This is a genomic window from Dactylosporangium sp. NPDC050588 (assembly GCF_040654975.1).
Lineage (GTDB): Bacteria > Actinomycetota > Actinomycetes > Mycobacteriales > Micromonosporaceae > Dactylosporangium > Dactylosporangium maewongense.
Map to the genome: position 1 here is coordinate 1 of NZ_JBFAJA010000164.1, position 15,556 is coordinate 15,556.

At 71.0% G+C, this 15,556-nt stretch carries 15 protein-coding genes and 1 pseudogene; 9 read left to right on the forward strand and 7 right to left on the reverse strand.

What is annotated here, in order from left to right:
- Positions 1-198: 198 nt before the first annotated feature.
- Positions 199-1,584 carry a xylulokinase gene (gene xylB / locus AB0I21_RS55975; protein ID WP_360574019.1) on the reverse strand — a complete coding sequence of 462 codons (1,386 nt, stop codon included), beginning with the start codon at positions 1,582-1,584 and terminating at the stop codon, positions 199-201.
- A 362-nt stretch (positions 1,585-1,946) separates the two neighbouring features.
- Here xylB and AB0I21_RS55980 point away from each other — a divergent pair, with 362 nt between their 5' ends.
- Positions 1,947-2,135, forward strand: coding sequence for a VOC family protein (locus AB0I21_RS55980; protein WP_360574044.1), 189 nt, complete (start codon positions 1,947-1,949; stop codon positions 2,133-2,135).
- Between the two features lie 196 nt (positions 2,136-2,331).
- Here the strand turns inward: AB0I21_RS55980 and AB0I21_RS55985 are convergent.
- Positions 2,332-2,970, reverse strand: a pseudogene (locus AB0I21_RS55985) (aldo/keto reductase).
- Positions 2,971-3,115: 145 nt separating this feature from the next.
- On the reverse strand, positions 3,116-4,135 hold the full coding sequence (locus tag AB0I21_RS55990) for a LacI family DNA-binding transcriptional regulator (RefSeq protein ID WP_360574021.1): 1,020 nt from the start codon (positions 4,133-4,135) through the stop codon (positions 3,116-3,118).
- Between the two features lie 234 nt (positions 4,136-4,369).
- On the opposite strand from AB0I21_RS55990, the gene AB0I21_RS55995 reads away from it, so the two are divergent.
- From AB0I21_RS55995 to AB0I21_RS56015, 5 genes are read left to right on the forward strand one after another with little or no spacing between them, the layout of a single operon-like run.
- Positions 4,370-5,623 (forward strand): extracellular solute-binding protein, encoded by a 1,254-nt coding sequence (locus AB0I21_RS55995; protein ID WP_360574023.1) that lies wholly within the window; start codon positions 4,370-4,372, stop codon positions 5,621-5,623.
- Between the two features lie 4 nt (positions 5,624-5,627).
- Positions 5,628-6,578 (forward strand): sugar ABC transporter permease, encoded by a 951-nt coding sequence (locus tag AB0I21_RS56000; protein WP_360574025.1) that lies wholly within the window; start codon positions 5,628-5,630, stop codon positions 6,576-6,578.
- A complete protein-coding gene (locus tag AB0I21_RS56005) occupies positions 6,575-7,381 on the forward strand; it encodes a carbohydrate ABC transporter permease (protein WP_360574027.1) in 807 nt (268 codons plus the stop codon). The genes AB0I21_RS56000 and AB0I21_RS56005 overlap by 4 nt, the downstream gene beginning before the upstream one ends.
- A 22-nt stretch (positions 7,382-7,403) precedes the next feature.
- On the forward strand, positions 7,404-9,092 hold the full coding sequence (locus AB0I21_RS56010) for a trehalase family glycosidase (RefSeq protein ID WP_360574029.1): 1,689 nt from the start codon (positions 7,404-7,406) through the stop codon (positions 9,090-9,092).
- A gap of 44 nt (positions 9,093-9,136) precedes the next feature.
- The gene (locus AB0I21_RS56015; protein WP_360574031.1) at positions 9,137-10,939 is read left to right on the forward strand and encodes an RICIN domain-containing protein; all 1,803 of its coding nucleotides are present in this window, start codon (positions 9,137-9,139) and stop codon (positions 10,937-10,939) included.
- 232 nt (positions 10,940-11,171) lie between these two features.
- On the opposite strand, the gene AB0I21_RS56020 is transcribed toward AB0I21_RS56015, so the two are convergent.
- Positions 11,172-11,414 carry a hypothetical protein gene (locus AB0I21_RS56020; RefSeq protein ID WP_360574033.1) on the reverse strand — a complete coding sequence of 81 codons (243 nt, stop codon included), beginning with the start codon at positions 11,412-11,414 and terminating at the stop codon, positions 11,172-11,174.
- Here AB0I21_RS56020 and AB0I21_RS56025 point away from each other — a divergent pair.
- Positions 11,394-11,477, forward strand: coding sequence for a hypothetical protein (locus tag AB0I21_RS56025; RefSeq protein ID WP_360574046.1), 84 nt, complete (start codon positions 11,394-11,396; stop codon positions 11,475-11,477). The two genes, AB0I21_RS56020 and AB0I21_RS56025, sit on opposite strands and share 21 nt — an antisense overlap.
- Before the next feature lie 90 nt (positions 11,478-11,567).
- Here AB0I21_RS56025 and AB0I21_RS56030 read toward each other — a convergent pair whose 3' ends face one another.
- The 3 genes from AB0I21_RS56030 to AB0I21_RS56040 form a co-directional block, all read right to left on the reverse strand.
- The gene (locus tag AB0I21_RS56030; RefSeq protein WP_360574035.1) at positions 11,568-12,518 is read right to left on the reverse strand and encodes a nitroreductase; all 951 of its coding nucleotides are present in this window, start codon (positions 12,516-12,518) and stop codon (positions 11,568-11,570) included.
- A gap of 272 nt (positions 12,519-12,790) precedes the next feature.
- Positions 12,791-12,919, reverse strand: coding sequence for a hypothetical protein (locus AB0I21_RS56035; protein ID WP_360574036.1), 129 nt, complete (start codon positions 12,917-12,919; stop codon positions 12,791-12,793).
- A 38-nt stretch (positions 12,920-12,957) separates the two neighbouring features.
- Complete coding sequence (locus tag AB0I21_RS56040) at positions 12,958-13,947, reverse strand: glycosyltransferase (RefSeq protein ID WP_360574038.1); 990 nt, start codon at positions 13,945-13,947, stop codon at positions 12,958-12,960.
- A gap of 450 nt (positions 13,948-14,397) precedes the next feature.
- Between AB0I21_RS56040 and AB0I21_RS56045 the strand changes: the two genes are divergently transcribed.
- Together AB0I21_RS56045 and AB0I21_RS56050 are read left to right on the forward strand one after the other, a co-directional pair.
- A complete protein-coding gene (locus AB0I21_RS56045) occupies positions 14,398-14,679 on the forward strand; it encodes a hypothetical protein (protein ID WP_360574040.1) in 282 nt (93 codons plus the stop codon).
- 227 nt (positions 14,680-14,906) lie between these two features.
- Positions 14,907-15,556 (forward strand): glycosyltransferase (locus AB0I21_RS56050; RefSeq protein ID WP_360574042.1); only part of this gene is annotated, 650 nt, incomplete at its 3' end.

Here is a 15,556-nt window from a genome sequence, read left to right on the forward strand (position 1 = left end):
GCAAGGTCCGGCTGGTCGGCGACGGCTCGCAGCACTGGACGACCGTGCACGTCGAGGACGTGGCCGCGCTGTACGTCACCGTCGTCGACGAGCGGCCCCGCCGCCGTGGTGCCGCGCCGCCCGAGCCGGTCACCGTGGGGACCATGTCTGCCCGTCGACCCGGAGCGAGTTGGCCGACACGCCCGGCGCCCGATCCCGTTACGTCAGCAGCCGTAGCGACCGTTGACGGACGTCGACGTAGCGCTCGTGCACCTCCGGGGTACCGGCGGCGGCGACCTCCTCGGCCGCGACAGGCCACTGCGGCGGCTCGGCACCGCCGGCCAGCGCCCAGGCCGCCTGCCGCGCCGCGCCGCGCGCGACGTACTCGCCGGGGCTCGGCACGCTCACCGGCGTGTCGAACAGCGCCGGCGCGATCGCCCGTACCGCGCGGGACTGGGCCGCGCCGCCGATCAGCAGCACCCGATTCACCGGGGTGCCCTGAGCGCGGAGCGCGTCGAGGGCGTCGGCGAGGCCGCCGAGCATGCCCTCCACCGTGGCCCGCGCCAGGTTCGCCGCCGACGCGTTCGCCCGTGTCAGCCCGGCGAGCAGACCGCGCGCGTCCGGCAGGTTGGGAGTACGTTCCCCGTCCAGGTACGGCAGGAGCGTCAACCCTCCCGCACCCGGCGGTGCCGAGAGCGCCAACTCGTCGAACTCGGCCAGCGACCGGCCCAGCAAGCCGGCGACGGTGCCCAGCACCCGGGCCGCGTTGAGTGTGCACACCAGCGGCAGGAACCGGCCGGTCGCGTCGGCGTAGCCGGCCACCAGCCCGCTCGCGTCGGCGATCGGAACCTCGCTCACCCCGAACGCGCACCCCGAGGTGCCCAGCGACACCACCACGTCGCCGGGCCGCAGGCCGACGCCGAGCGCCGCGCCCATGGTGTCACCGGTGCCGGCGGCCAGCACCGCGCCGGACGCGGTCTCGCCGACCGTCTCGGCGGGCCCGGCCACCCGCGGCAACACCAGATCCCGGCCGAAGGCGAGCTTCACCAGGTCCCGGCGGTACTCCCCGGTCGCCGGCGACCAGTACCCGGTGCCGGAGGCCTCGCCGCGGTCGGTCGTCGGCTCGCCCCCGTCCGCGCGCAGCCGGTGGGTGAGCCAGTCGTGCGGCAGCAGCACCGTGGTCGTCCGGGCCGCGAGTTCCGGCTCGGCGCGGGCGAACCAGCGCAGCTTGGTGACCGTGAAGCTGGCCACCGGCACCAGCCCGACCGCGTCGGCCCACGCCTGCGGGCCGCCGAACTCGTCGGTGAGGTCGACCGCGGCACGCGCCGAGCGGGTGTCGTTCCACAGCACGGCGGGACGCACCACTTCGCCGGCCTCGTCGAGGCAGATCATGCCCTGCTGCTGCCCGCCGACGCCGATCGCGGCGACGCCGTCCAGCAGCCCGGCGCTGGCCTGCTCGTACGCGGCCCACCACAGCCGCGGATCCGCCTCGGTGCCGTCGGGGTGTGGCGCGCGGCCCTCGCGGAGCACCTCGCCGGTGTCCGCGTCACACACCACGACCTTGGTCGATTGGGTCGACGTGTCGACCCCGGCAACCAGTGTCATCGCACGCCCACCAGGTGTTGCATGACCAGTTGATCGAGACGCTCGTACGCCTGCGGAGTAGGCGTGAAGCCACTCATGGCGGTGCCTCCGTTGTTCGCGGTTGATGCCGACTTTACGCACATCAACCGGTTAGTTCAATGACCTTCCAAACCTGTCCTGGCGCTGCGGATCACCACCCGGTAGCGCGCCCGGCCGTGACCGACTGCTCGGTTTCGCCTCGGTGCTGGTGGGGTCGGCTGTCGGCACGACTGGGAGACGCTGCTGGCGATGTCCGGCATGCTGTGGGTATGGCCGAGGAACCGAAGGATCGTTCCGCCGCGTCCGGCGACACGGCGCCCGTCGCACCGCCGGTGATCTCTGTGATGTTGATCGTCTCCGATGCGGACGCCGCAGTCGCCTGGTACCGGACCGCACTGGGCGCGACGGAGCTGTGGAACAAGCCTCTTCCCGGCTGCCGCGCCCGGCGCGGAGGCGTCGCGAGCTCCTCGACGCGCCGAGACCCGAGGCAGGCCAGGCGCTCCGCTCGAGGTCGAAGGCCTTGCCGGGGTTGATTCCGCCGCCGAGGATCAGGTCGAGCAGGCGCGGCAGGTATTCGCGGACGGGTGCGGGCCCGCCGTGCAGGTGGACGTGGGAGAAGAACGGGTCCTGGCCGTGGAGCTCGCTGCCGTGGGAGACGCCGACGTGCTCGTGGCCCATCGGGGTCGGTTCCTTGACGGCCTCGATGCCGCCGTACGCCCACAGGTTGGGTCAGGGTGCGCGGTAGCCGGCGGCGAGGAAGAGCTCGTACCACTCGGCGCGGGTCAGCGGGAGGTCGGAGCCGGCGGCGGCGCCGGTGACGCGGTCGGGGGTCGTCGTGCCGAGGACGACCTGCATCTGGGCGGGGTGCCGGGTGATCCAGGCGGTCGCGATCGCGATCGGCGGCACGTCGTATTGCGCCGCGAGCCGGTCGACCACGGCGTTGAGCTCCGGGTAGTCGGGCGAGCCGAGGAACACCCCGGTGAAGAACCCGGCCTAGAACGGCGACCACGCCTGCACGGTGATGGCGTGGATGCGGCAGTAGTCGAGGATGCCGCCGCCGTCGAGGACGACGCCCTGGTCGACGCCGGCCATGTTCGCGGCCATGCCCTGCGCGACGATCGGCGCGTGGGTGAGGGACAGCTGCAGCTGGTTGGCCACGATCGGCTGCCGTACCGCGGTCTTGAGCAGCTCGATCTGCCGCGGCGTGTGGTTGGACACCCCGAACGCGCGGACCTTTCCGGCCGCTTCGAGCTCGTCGAACGCGCGCGCGACCTCGTCCGGTTCGACGAGCGCGTCGGGCCGATGGATGAGCAGCACGTCGAGGTAGTCGGTGCGCAGCGCCCGCAGCGACGCCCCAGGGCGACGCAGACCGTGATGACGATCCGAGCGGCAGGACGGCGGTGGCGCCGGCGAGCCCGACCAGCGGTGCGGCGACGCCGCCGAACCCGAAGCGGACGAGGCCGAGCAGCGACGAGGCGGTGCCGGCCGGCTGTGGGGTACTCGTCAGGTCAGATCAGCCCGGGTTGCGCGGTACAGGTCCGGTGCTGGCTCGCAGCGAGATCGGCGGAGCGTGCAGGAGCTGCCGAGGCGGTGCTTCCGGCTCGGCGATGCGTGCCAGGAGCAGTTCGACGGCTTCGGCGCCCATGTCCAGCGTCGGTACGTCGGCCGCGGTGAGCGGCGGGCGGAAGTCCTCGGCCCAGTGGCGGGCGGCTACACCGGTGACGGAGAAGCGGGCCGGAACATCGAGGCCCGCCCGTTCGAGCGCGCGCTGGATGCCGGGGAGGGCGGCCTCGTTGATGGTGACGACCGCCGTCGTGCGTGGGTGGTCTGCGCGGAGCTGGCCGAGGCAGGTTTCGCCCGCCGTCGCCTCGTCAGGGCAGCAGGCGTCGACGCCGGTCAGGCCACGCTCCGAGACGGCTTCCCGGAAGCCGGTGAGGGCACGGTGGCCGGGGCCGTAGCCGGCGGCGACGAGCTCGGTCGAGCGGTTGATGAAGGCGATGTGCCGGTGGCCGAGGTCGGCGAGGTGGTGCACACAGCGCGCGATGAGGGTGGTGTAGTCGATGTCGACCCACCACATGTCGTGCGGGTCGGCGGTGCGGCCGATGGTGACGAAGGGCAGGCCGGTCTGCTGGAGGCGGGTGACCCGGTCGTCCTCGAGGCGGATCTCCATGAGCAGGACGCCGTCGACGCGGCGGCCGGTGACGATGCGTTCGAAGGAGCGGTCGTGGTCGCCGCCGGACGGTGAGAGCAGGACGTCGAAGTCGGCGTGCGCGGCGGCTTCCACGACGCTGGCGACGAAGCTGAGCTGCATGTCGGTGAGGCGTTGCGTCGCCGGCGGGATGACCAGTCCCAGCGTCCTGGTCCGGCCTTCCTTCAGCGCGCGGGCTGCCGCATTCGGTCGGTAGTCGAGCTCTTCGATGACGGCGAGGACCCGCTGCCGGATGGGATCGGACACCGTGCGCTTGCCGCTCAGCACGTAGGAGACGGTGCTGCGGGCGACGCCGGCGCGCTGGGCGATCTCGCCGATGTTCATGACCCTCCCAGCGAATCGGTTCGCAACGACCGTAGACCGGTCCGCGCGACGCTGTCAACGCGGTAGGGGCGGGGCTTGACCCATCTGCGGGCCGGGCGTATCTTCCCCTCGAACCGATTCGCGAACCGGTTCGCTGAGCTTCCGACGTGAGCCGTCCATTGCTCATTCCGGTCCTCGTCCGCTCGTCGACACCCCCAGGAACACACCCCGCCATCTCCCTCCAAGGGGCATCTCATGCATGTGCCGTTTCGCGGCAGTCGCAGGCTGCACGCATCCCTGTTAGCGCTCACACTGCTGGGCGGGCTGGCCGCCTGCTCGTCCGGCGACGAACCGGCGGGAGACGCCGCCGGTGGCACCTACACCATCTGGGACCCGTACCCGCAGTACGACGACAGCTCCGCGTGGGTCCAGCTGCTGAACACCTGCGGTACTGGCGCCGGCGTGACCGTGAAACGAACCGGCTACGACACCAGCGACCTGACGAACAAGGCGCTGCTCGCCGCGCAGCAGGGCAACTCGCCCGACGTGCTCATCGTCGACAACCCCGTCGTCTCCACGCTCGCCGAGGCGGGCGTGCTGACCACGACCGAGGACAACAAGCTCGACATCGCCGCGATCGCCCCGAACCTCGTGGCGGCCGGGCAGGCCGGCGGCAAGACGTACGGCATCCCGATCGGCGCCAACACCCTGGCCCTGTACTACAACAAGAAGGTCCTGCAGGCGGCGGGCGTGGACATCGCCTCGGTGAAGGACTGGCCGTCGCTCACGGCCGCGCTGGGCAAGGTGAAGGCCGCCGGGAAGAAGGGCATCACGTTCTCGGCGATCGGCACCGAGGAGGGCAGCTTCCAGTTCCTGCCGTGGTACTGGGGCTCCGGCGCCAACCTGCGCAAGCTCGACTCGCCCGAGGCGGTCTCGGCGCTGAGCCTGTGGCAGGACTGGCTCAAGCAGGGCTACGCCCCGAACTCGGTCATCAACAACACGCAGACGACCAGCTGGCAGGAGTTCGCCACGGGCGAGTACGCGTTCGCGGAGAACGGCACCTGGCAGCTGGGCAACGCGAAGAAGGCCGGCTTCGAGTACGGCATCATCCCGGTGCCCGGCAGCAAGGGCGGGACCGCGTCGGCCCCGACCGGCGGCGAGTTCGTGAGCGTGCCGGTGCAGAAGGACGCGAAGCGGTACGCGACCACGAAGAAGCTCGTCGAGTGCCTGACCGACACGGACAACTCCCTGGCGACCGTCACCGCCCTGAACTATGTCGCGCCGACAACCGCGGTGCAGGACAAGCAGGTGGCGGCGAACTCCGAGCTGAAGGTGTGGGTGGACGCGGTCAAGGCCGCGAAGGGCCGCACGGGCGACGACCTGGGCACGAAGTACCCGAAGATCTCCGAGCCGCTGTGGACCGCGGTTCAGGCGGCGCTGAGTGGCTCGAAGTCCCCGGCAGACGCCCTGGCCGCCGCGCAGACTGCCGCGGCCGCGGCGACCAAGTAGCCCGATGAGCAGTCTGTCCGTCCGGGACAGGAACGGGGTGGCGGCGGTCCCGGCCGCCACCCCGCCCGGGGCCCGGCGCACACGAGCGGGGCAGTGGGCGGCGTGGGCGTTCGTGGCGCCGGTCGCGGTGTACCTGATCGCCTTCTACGCCTATCCGCTGTACCGCAACCTCGACCTGAGCCTGCGCCACTACACGGTGCGCTCGTTCGTGCAGGGCGACGCGCCGTTCAGCGGCCTCGACAACTACCGCACCGTCGTGGAGGACCCGACGTTCCTGCCCGCGCTGCGGCAGACACTGGTGTTCACGGTGGCATCACTGGTCCTGCAGTTCGCGATCGGGCTGGCTCTGGCGGTGTTCTTCAACCGGCACTTCCGGCTGTCGGGGACGCTGCGGGCGCTGTTCCTGGTGCCGTGGCTGCTGCCGCTGATCGTGTCGGCGTCGACGTGGTCGTGGATGCTCAACAGCGACTCCGGGATCGTCAACAGCGCGCTGGGCCTCGTCGGCGTGGGCCCGGTCAACTGGCTCACGTCCCCGGACTGGGCGCTCACCTCGGTGGTCGCGGCCAACGTGTGGATCGGCGTGCCGTTCAACCTCGTCGTGCTCTACAGCGGCCTGCAGGCCATCCCCGGCCACCTGTACGAGGCCGCGGAGCTGGACGGTGCGACAGGCTGGCAGCAGTTCTGGCGGATCACGTTCCCGCTGCTGCGGCCGGTCTCGCTGATCACGCTGCTGCTCGGCCTCGTCTACACCCTGAAGGTCTTCGACCTCATCTGGATCATGACCAAGGGCGGGCCGAACGGTGCCTCCACGACGTTCGCCACCTGGTCGTACCGCCTCGGCTTCGGCAACCTCGTGCCGCAGTTCGGTCCGGGCGCGGCCGTCGGCAACCTGCTGATCGTGATGGCCCTGGTCTGCGGGCTGCTGTACATCCGGGTGCAGCGGAGGCTCGGATGAACCGCTGGCGCACCTGGGTCGGCCTGCTGCTGACCGCCGTCATGTTGTTTCCGGTGTACTGGATGCTCAACGTCTCGCTCACCCGCGACCAGGACATGCGCAAGAGTCCGCCGAACCTGTTCCCGGTCGATGCGACCTTCGACGGCTATCGCAAGGTGTTCGACCAGCAGCTGCCCTACCTGGGCACCAGCCTGCTCGTCGCGCTGGGCACCGTGGCACTGACCGTCCTGCTCGCCGCGCCCGCCGGCTACTCCCTTGCCAAATTGCGGCCGCGGGGCGGGGGAGTGCTGAGCTTCGCGTTCCTGATCGCGCAGATGATCCCCGGGATCATCATGGCGATGGGGTTCTACGCCGTCTACCTCAACCTGGGCGTGCTCAACTCGTGGCCCGGCCTCATCCTCGCCGACTCGACCATCGCCGTGCCGTTCGCGGTCCTGGTGTTCACCACGTTCATGGCCGGCATCCCCGAGGAGCTGCTGCAGGCGGCGAAGACCGACGGCGCCGGGCCGTTGCGCACGTTCACCGCGATCGTGCTGCCGGTCAGCCGCAACGCGATCGTCACCGTCGCACTGTTCGCGTTCCTGTGGGCGTGGTCGGACTTCGTCTTCGCCAGCACGCTCGACGGTGGCGGCGACCTGCGCCCGATCACGCTCGGCATCTACCAGTACATCGGCAACAACAACCAGGAATGGAACGCGATCATGGCCACCGCCGTCGTCGCCTCCATCCCGGCCACCGTCCTGCTCGTCGCCGCCCAGCGGTTCGTCGCCACCGGCGTCACCGCCGGCGCCGTCAAGGACTGACCCCGAAAAGAGAGCCACCGCAATGACCGTCGTGTTCCCGATCCGGGACATCCCCTTCAGCCACGCAGGTTCCTGGTTCGGCATCTCGCCGGTCGTCGGGCTGCACACCGTCGCCGACGACCTGCACCTGGTGTCGCACCAGACCGGCATGCACGCCGTCCTGCGGTTCGCGCCGGCGCAGACCGCGACGGTCACCGCCACCGCGGCCCGGCTGGAATGGGCGCACGACGCGGGCACGGTCGAGGCGACCTACGAGACACCTGACACCGTGCGGCTGCGTGGCGAAGGCCTGGGCATGGCCGTCCTCGTCGCCGAGTCCACGCTCACCCCGTTCACCGGCAGCTATCTGTACCGCGACCCGGTCGACGACGCCGTCGTGTTGACCGACTACGGCACCGGCCGCCGGTACCGCATCACCGTCCTGGCCGGAGACGACGTCGAAGTCCGCGGTGCCGAAGCGGTCGGCGCCGCCGAGCGCGGCGTCGTGCTCGGCGACGGGCCGTGGGAGATCGCGATCGAGGAGTACGCCAGCGGCCGCGCACCGTACCGGACCGCGGTCACCTTCGACGAGGCCGTCAAGGCCGTCGACGCGCAGTTCGCGGCGTTCGCCGACCGGGTCGCACCGTGGCGGGACGAGCAGACACCCGCCGCGGAGCTCGCCGCCTACGTGCTGTGGTCGGCGACCGTCGCACCCAACGGGTTTCTCACCCGGCCGGCGGTGCTGATGTCCAAGCACTGGATGGACAAGGTGTGGAGCTGGGACCACTGCTTCAACGCCCTCGCGCTCGCCGCCGGCGATCCCGACCTCGCCTGGCACCAGTTTCGCCTTCCGTTCGACCACCAGGACGACACCGGCGGCCTGCCCGACTCGATCACCCACTCCGAAGTGCTCTACAACTTCGTCAAACCACCCATCCACGGCTGGACCCTCGCGCAGCTGCGCGAGCAGATGGCGACCCTGGACCCTGCTGAACTCGAGGCGGTCTACGGGCACATGGTGCGCTGGACCAACTTCTGGCTCACCGTCCGCCAGGTTCCCGGCGAGGACCTGCCGCACTACCACCACGGCAACGACAGCGGCTGGGACAACGCGACCCTGTTCGACCCCAGCCGCGTCGTGCAGACCGCGGACCTCGCCACATTCCTTGTCCTCCAGATCCGCGAACTCGCCGCCCTCGCCACGCACCTGGGCCTTTCCGGTGACGCCACCGCCTGGAGCACTCGCGCCGACCAGCTCCGGGTCGCTCTGCTGCAGCAGCTGTGGACCGGCGACCGGTTCGTCGCCCGGCACCCCGCGAGCCACGACACCTGGAGCACCGACAGCCTGCTGTTCCTCATGCCGATCGTCCTGGGCGCCGAGCTGCCTACCGAGATCCGCGACATCCTCGCCGAACGGCTCCGCGCGCACCTCACCGAGCACGGCCTCGCCACCGAAGATCCGGCGTCGGCGCACTACGAGGCCGACGGCTACTGGCGCGGCCCGATCTGGGCGCCGTCCACCGTGCTCATCGAGGACGGCTTACGCCGGGCCGGCTGCACCGACCTCGCCGACGACATCAGCGCCCGCTTCCGCGCGCTGTGCGAACGGTCCGGCTTCGCCGAGAACTTCGACGCGCACACCGGTGCCGGTCTGCGCGACCGCGCCTACACCTGGACGGCCAGCGCCTACCTGATCCTGGCCGCCGCACACGTCGAGCGCCGCCACCGCTGACGGCGTCTCGCTCCCTGTCCGCCAACCCCAAGGGAGTCCCACCGATGCACCTGAAACGCACGCTCCTCACCGCCGTCGCTCTTGCCGTCGCCGCCGCGACGCTGACGGTCGCCACCCCGGCGAACGCCGCCGACGAGTCGATCAGCGTCAACTTCGCCGTCGCCGGCGGCAGCCCCACGTACCGAGCGTCCGGCTGGATCTACGGCATGACCGAGAACGCCGCCGGCCCCGCCGACCACTTCTACCGCGACGTCAAGTTCCGTGCCATGCGCGCCGGCGGGGCCCAGCTGGACCAGCCCGGCGGCTGGGTCTCCGGCAAGTACGACCGGCGCTGGAACGCCACCCGGGCCCAGCTGCTGCGCACCGCGGCGCTCGGCGGCACGTTCGTGCTCCTGCCGCACGACCTGTGGGGCGCCGACGGCTACCCGATCTCCCGCTTCCCGGGCGACAACGGCGACTGGACCGACTACAACAACTTCCTCACCCGGGTCATCGCCGACGTGAAAGCGACCGGCGTCCCGGTCCAGTGGGACATCTGGAACGAGCCGAACATCTTCTTCTGGAACCGGCCGCAGGCCCAGTACTTCGAGCTGTGGCGGCGCACGTACCAGCGGCTGCGCGCCGAGATGCCCGGCACCCTGCTCGTCGGGCCCAGCTACGCCGGCGTGCCCACCACCCAGAGCGGCTGGTGGACGCAGTTTCTGGACCACGTGAAGGCCAATAACGTGGCGCCGGACATCTACAGCTGGCACAGCCTGCCCGGCGACCCGGTCGCCGACGTCGCGAACGCCAACGCCAGCCTCGGCGCCCGGGGTCTGGTGAACACCCGCCCGTACCAGATCAACGAGTACGGCTCCCCGAGTGAGCAGAACCCGGGCGACGGCTCGTGGTACATCGCCCGCCTCGAGCGGTCCGGCGCCGACGGGCTGCGCGCCAACTGGGCCAGCACCGCCAACCTGCACAACGACCTCGGCAACCTCCTCGTCCGCAACAGCGCCGGCCAGCACCAGCCCAAGGGCGAATGGTGGGTCTACCGGTTCTACGGCTCGCAGACCGGCCAGATCTCCAACGTGACGCCCAGCGCCGCGTACGACGCGTTCGCCACCAAGGCCAACGGCGTGGCGAAGATCCTCGTCGGTGGCGGCGGCACCACCGGCAACATCGCCGTCAACCTGCAGCGCCTGGACACCACGTCCGGCATCGTGCAGAACAACCAGGTCCGCGTGCTCGTGCAGCGGATCCCGTACAACAACGGCGGCGCGGTGCAGGGCCCCACCACCATCCAGAACAGCGTGGTCACCCTGTCCGGCAACGCGACGACGGTGAACCTGCCGCACAGCAACGCCGACGACGCCTTCACCATCACCGTGCTGCCGCCGTCGGACGGCAGCTTCCAGAGCGTCGCCGTCGCGCAGCACTCCCAGCAGTGCCTCGACAACACCAACCTCGGTACCAACGACGGCAACCGGCAGCAGCAGTACTACTGCGAGGGCGGCGACCAGCAGCTCTGGAACTTCCGCCCGGTCTCCGGTGTCGCGAACACCTACACCGTCGTCAACCAGCAGACCGGCAAGTGCCTCGACGTCAACGGCGTCTCCACCGCCGACGGCGCCGCCGTGCAGCAGTGGACGTGCACCGGCGGGCAGAACCAGCAGTTCACCCTCCGCAAGGTCACGTACAGCGGCAACGACAGCCACGACTACCAGCTCGTCGCCCGCCACAGCGGCAAGTGCGTCGACGTCAGCACCATCTCCACCGCCGCCGGCGCGCTCGTCCACCAGTGGACCTGCAACCCGGCCGGCCAGGGCAGCCCGCTGAACCAGACCTGGCGGCTCCTCGGCCGCTAACCACCACCGGACGACGCTGGACCGCTCCTCCTTCGAGCGGTCCAGCGTCGCGCGACGCGCTGCGCGCCACCGGCAGGCCGATCGTCTACTCGATCAACCCCAACAGCGCCCACACCAACACCGCGTACGTCTGGTGGACGATCCGGCGCAGCTACGGTCCCATGCGTGAGGACGGTCAGATCAGCAAGCGCGGCGCGATGATGGCGCACTTCGCGCGGTTCGTCCGCCCCGGTCATGTGCGCATCGACGCGACGGCGAACCCGGCGTCGAACGTGTACGTCTCGGCGTACCGGGGCGGCAACACCGTCGTCAGCAGGAACACCTCGTCGGTGAGCCAGCAGTTCACCCTGGCGAACACGACCGCGTCCGGCAGCGTCTCGAGCTGGCTGACCGACGGCAGCAGGAACGTCGCGCCAGCTACAACGGCACCCTGGCCGCCGGCGCCACCATCGACATCGGGTTCCAGGCCACTCACACCGGAAACACCGCAGAGCCGACCGCCTTCACCCCCAACGGCATCCCCTGCACCGTGGTCTGACGGACGAGCGAGGCAATCCCCGCAAGCCCGACGAACAGTGATCGAGGGATGCGGGCCCTTCCGGCGACGGAGGGGCCCGCATCCGGGGCGTCAGCGCCGATCGATGATCTGGACGGCCGGTGCGCGGCGGGGACCGGACGGCGGGGCGGTGGCGCGGCCGAGGCGCAGCAGCAGGTACGGGTAGCCGACGCAGCCGATCATCATCTGGACCACCTGCCGCGTGGAGGCCACCTCAACGGCCGCGCTCAGCGGCAGGACGGAGACGCCCGCGGCGGTCGCGGTCAGCCAACCGGCGGACAGCGCCTCGCCTGCGCGCAGCCAGTCCTCCGGCTCGTCGGTGTGGCCGTACAGCAGCGCGAACGTCGCGCCGCGGCCGTCGGCAAGGCCCGCCGGTCCCGCGCCGATCGAGCGGTCCGCCGATCCGGCCGGCGCGGGGCGGCCACCGGAGGCGACCCGGGCAAGCTCGAGCACCTCGTCCGGGTAGAGCACGTGGAGCGATGTCTCCTCGCCCCGCACCGCGGAGGAGACGGCCTTGAGCTGCGCGGCCGCGATCGGCGCGCCGGTAGCCGGCGTCCGGTCGGTACGGCGTAGGGGAATGCTGCTGACGAGCGGTGCAGCTGCCGGCGCGGCCGGCGAGCGCTCCTCGAGCCGCAGTGACGCGAGCCGGTCCGGGTCGGCGGGGTCGGGCCGGCGGTTCATCGTGAGCCGCCAGCCCGCCGCCGCCAGCGCGATCCGGGCGTGATGCAGGGCCGCCCCGCAACTGATGATGGCCAAACGGCCGTCGACGTCGACGTCGTGGTCGATGCAGGTGCGGTCGAGGTACAGGGCCAGGGTGTTACCGGTCAGCCGCCACCGCCACGGCTGGCTGTCGAGGATCGAAGGTGCGAACCCGGCCGCGTTGGCCGCGGCCAGGAGCGCATGGACCACGGCTTGGGCGCCGATCGGGTGGATCGTCGCTCCGGCCGGCGCCGCAACGGCCGCCTTCACGTTCGCCGGACCCGTCGAGTCGTGCCGACGATCGGGCCTGGGCTTGAACTGCATGACCTGCATTGGGTAGAGGCCTCCGAACCAGCGCCGCAGAAACGGCGGGTGAGGGCGAGAAGGAGTAGTCGCCCCGGCCACATGCGGCCGCATCACCACGGGCCGCGGACCAAGTCTACGCCAGGCCGCGCGCAGACCCTATGACGGCCGTCGCCTTGGGTTGCCAGGGCGTCCGAAACGCCGGACCGCGTGTGCGAACCAGCCGCCTGGGCCGGCCGATGACACCCGCCGGCCGGGTCGACCCGACCGGGTCAGCCCGGCCGGCGCCGGCGTCAGCGGCCGGTGGGCGGAATCAACGAGGTGGTGTTGGACGCGTGCTTGGCCTTCTTCGCGGCCCGCTTCTCCTTGAGCGTCCTGACCTCTTTCTTGCGATCTTCCTTGTGCACGGATCTGCGCGCCATGGTGACCCTCTCTCAATCGTCGAAGTCTGGGCACGAACTCAGCCAGCGGCTGAGTCCGGAACGGGACCGGCGAGGACGGGATCGCCGCCGGCGGCCAACCGCTGCGCGTGCTGCAGTGCTGACAGCAGTGCGAGTGTCGATTCGGCGCCCTGGTTGTCGTTGCGCCCGGAGGCGGTCAGCCCGTCGCGGCCGCCGCCGGTCGACGGGTCGTGCAGCGGCAGACCGTTGTCGTTGGCGCCGAGGAACCAGTCGATCGCCGAAGCCAGGCCCCGCTCCCACCGAGGGTCGGCGCTGACGGTCATCGCCCGGGCGCACGCGTCGGCCATGGCGGCGGCCTCGATCGGCTGCTGGTCGAAGGACGGGGGCCCGTCGTGCGGGCCTGCGCCGCCGACCGGCGTGCACGACAGGTGACCGTCGTGGGTCTCCCGCTCCAACAGCCAACCGAGCATGCGCAGCCCGTCGGCCGATGCCGCGCCGCCGGCCGCGATCAGGGTCTCCGCCAGGGCCGCGTTGGCGTAGGTCAGGCGGGGCTCCGGCCACGGCCACGCCGGGTCCGTCGGTATTGCGCCGATCGTGACCACCGCGTCGTGCAGCAGCTTGCGGGCGGCGGAGTGGTCCGGCGACATGTCGAGGATCTCGGCGGCACCGAGCGCCGCGAATGCCATCGCCCGCGGCCAGCGGCTGCGCCGGCGCGCACCGGCCTCGAAGCACAGTATTGCGATCCCGCGCATCGTCGGCAGTGGGCTACGGGCCGCTGCGGTGCCGAGGCCCCACAGCGCCCGGCCCCACCAGTCACCGACCGCTGCCTCGTCCTGCCACCGCCGGTCCGGTCCGAGCCGATTGCGGAACGCGCCGTCGGGGGCCTGGGCCTCGACGAGGAGTGCCAGATATCGCTCCGCGAGGCGGAGCAGGTCCGGCGGCGGGTCCGGCTCGCGGCAGATGACCAGCAGACCGCGGGCGACGTCGTCGACGCAGTACCCGTGAGACGTTCGCGGCGTGTCGCGTTCGGCGTGTTCGAACAGGCCCACGTCGTCACTGAGCCGGTGCAGGTGTGCGAAGGACACCCTTGGGTGACGAGCCCGCGCGGACCGCACCCCAGCGGCGCGCGCGGAGCCGTCCGGCGCAGTCATCGAAGCGAACCGGAACCGGCGACGAAATCAGACATGACCCACCTTCCAATGGCGGGTGCGGCGCCGACCGGCGAGCGCAGAGGGCTTACCCGGCGCTGGTCATTCGGTGCGAGCGCCATGCGACGGCGCTTGCGGCGGCCGCTGCTCGGGCGCCGGTGGAGATGACAGACCAACGGCTCCCACCGTACACGCCGTTACGATCCGCGCCACTCGGCTGACCGCGGCCGGAGAGCCCGGTGACTTCGCGTAATCGCCGGATCCGATCCTGGCATGTACCGTGGAGGTGCGCCGTCCATTGGGCGCCCGGACCGGTTGCTGCGGCGGGTGTCCGCTGTAGACGGTAGACCGGTGCAGCGACCCGACGAAGGGACACGCGCCATGGCCGTCGAGCCGCCCACGTGTTTGCTGTATCTGCTCACCGTTGGGCGGGACAAGGAGCTCGTGCTGCGTGTGCACGGGACCGATCTCTCGCTGGATGAGCTCACGGCGTGGATGACCGAGGAGTCCGTGCACCCGCTGACGGTGTCGCGGTTCGGCGACGAGCAGACCTCAACGCTGCTGCTGAACTTCCGCCACGTGGTCGGGGCGCGGCTCGCGCCGTACACCGATACACGGACCGGTTCGTTCTGACCCGCTCGGCCACGTGCTACGGTGAGTAGCGTTGACCCGCCTCGATCGACGCTCCGGGTTGGCGGCGGCGGATCGTCGTCTCGATGGTGTTCGCACCGAGTGACCAGCGCCGGAAGGCCATCTGCGCTCGCCGGTCGGCGCCGCACCCGCCATGAAAGGTGGGTCATGCCAGGAATGTCCAGCTACCGCTCCGTCAACGCCGGTCTCCGGCCCGACGGTTGTGTCGCATGACGATCTCCTACGGCTTCCTCAGCACCTACCCGCCGACCCAGTGCGGACTGGCGACGTTCACCGCATCGCTGCTAGGTGCGCTGACGTCGCCTGCCGGCGGAGGTCGAGCGGGCGTGGTTCGGCTGGTGGAGTCCACGGCGCATGTGAACCGCCCCGAGGTCATCGGGCACCTGCTGGTGAACGCCCCCGGAGCCGAGGCGCCGGCGGCCGCCATGCTGGATCGCCACGACGTCGTGATCGTCCAGCACGAATACGGGATTTTCGGCGGGGTCGACGGAGAGGACCTGCTGCCGCTGCTGCGCCGGCTCCGGGCCCCGGTGATCGTGGTGCTGCACACCGTGCTGGCTCGGCCCACCGCGCACCAGCGGGAGGTGCTGGAGCAGGTCGTCGCGCTGGCCGGCGCCGCCGTGACCATGACCGAGACGGCCCGCGCGCGGCTGGTGCTGCAGTACGCCGTGGACCCGGACAAGATCACGGTCATTCCGCACGGCGCGCCCGAGCGGCCGCCACTGCGGCTGCTCAACGCCAGCGGCGAACCCACAATCCTGACCTGGGGGCTGCTCGGCCCGGGCAAGGGGATCGAGTGGGCGATCGGCGGCCTGAGGCTGGTACGTCACCTGATGCCGCGGCCCCGGTACGTCATTGC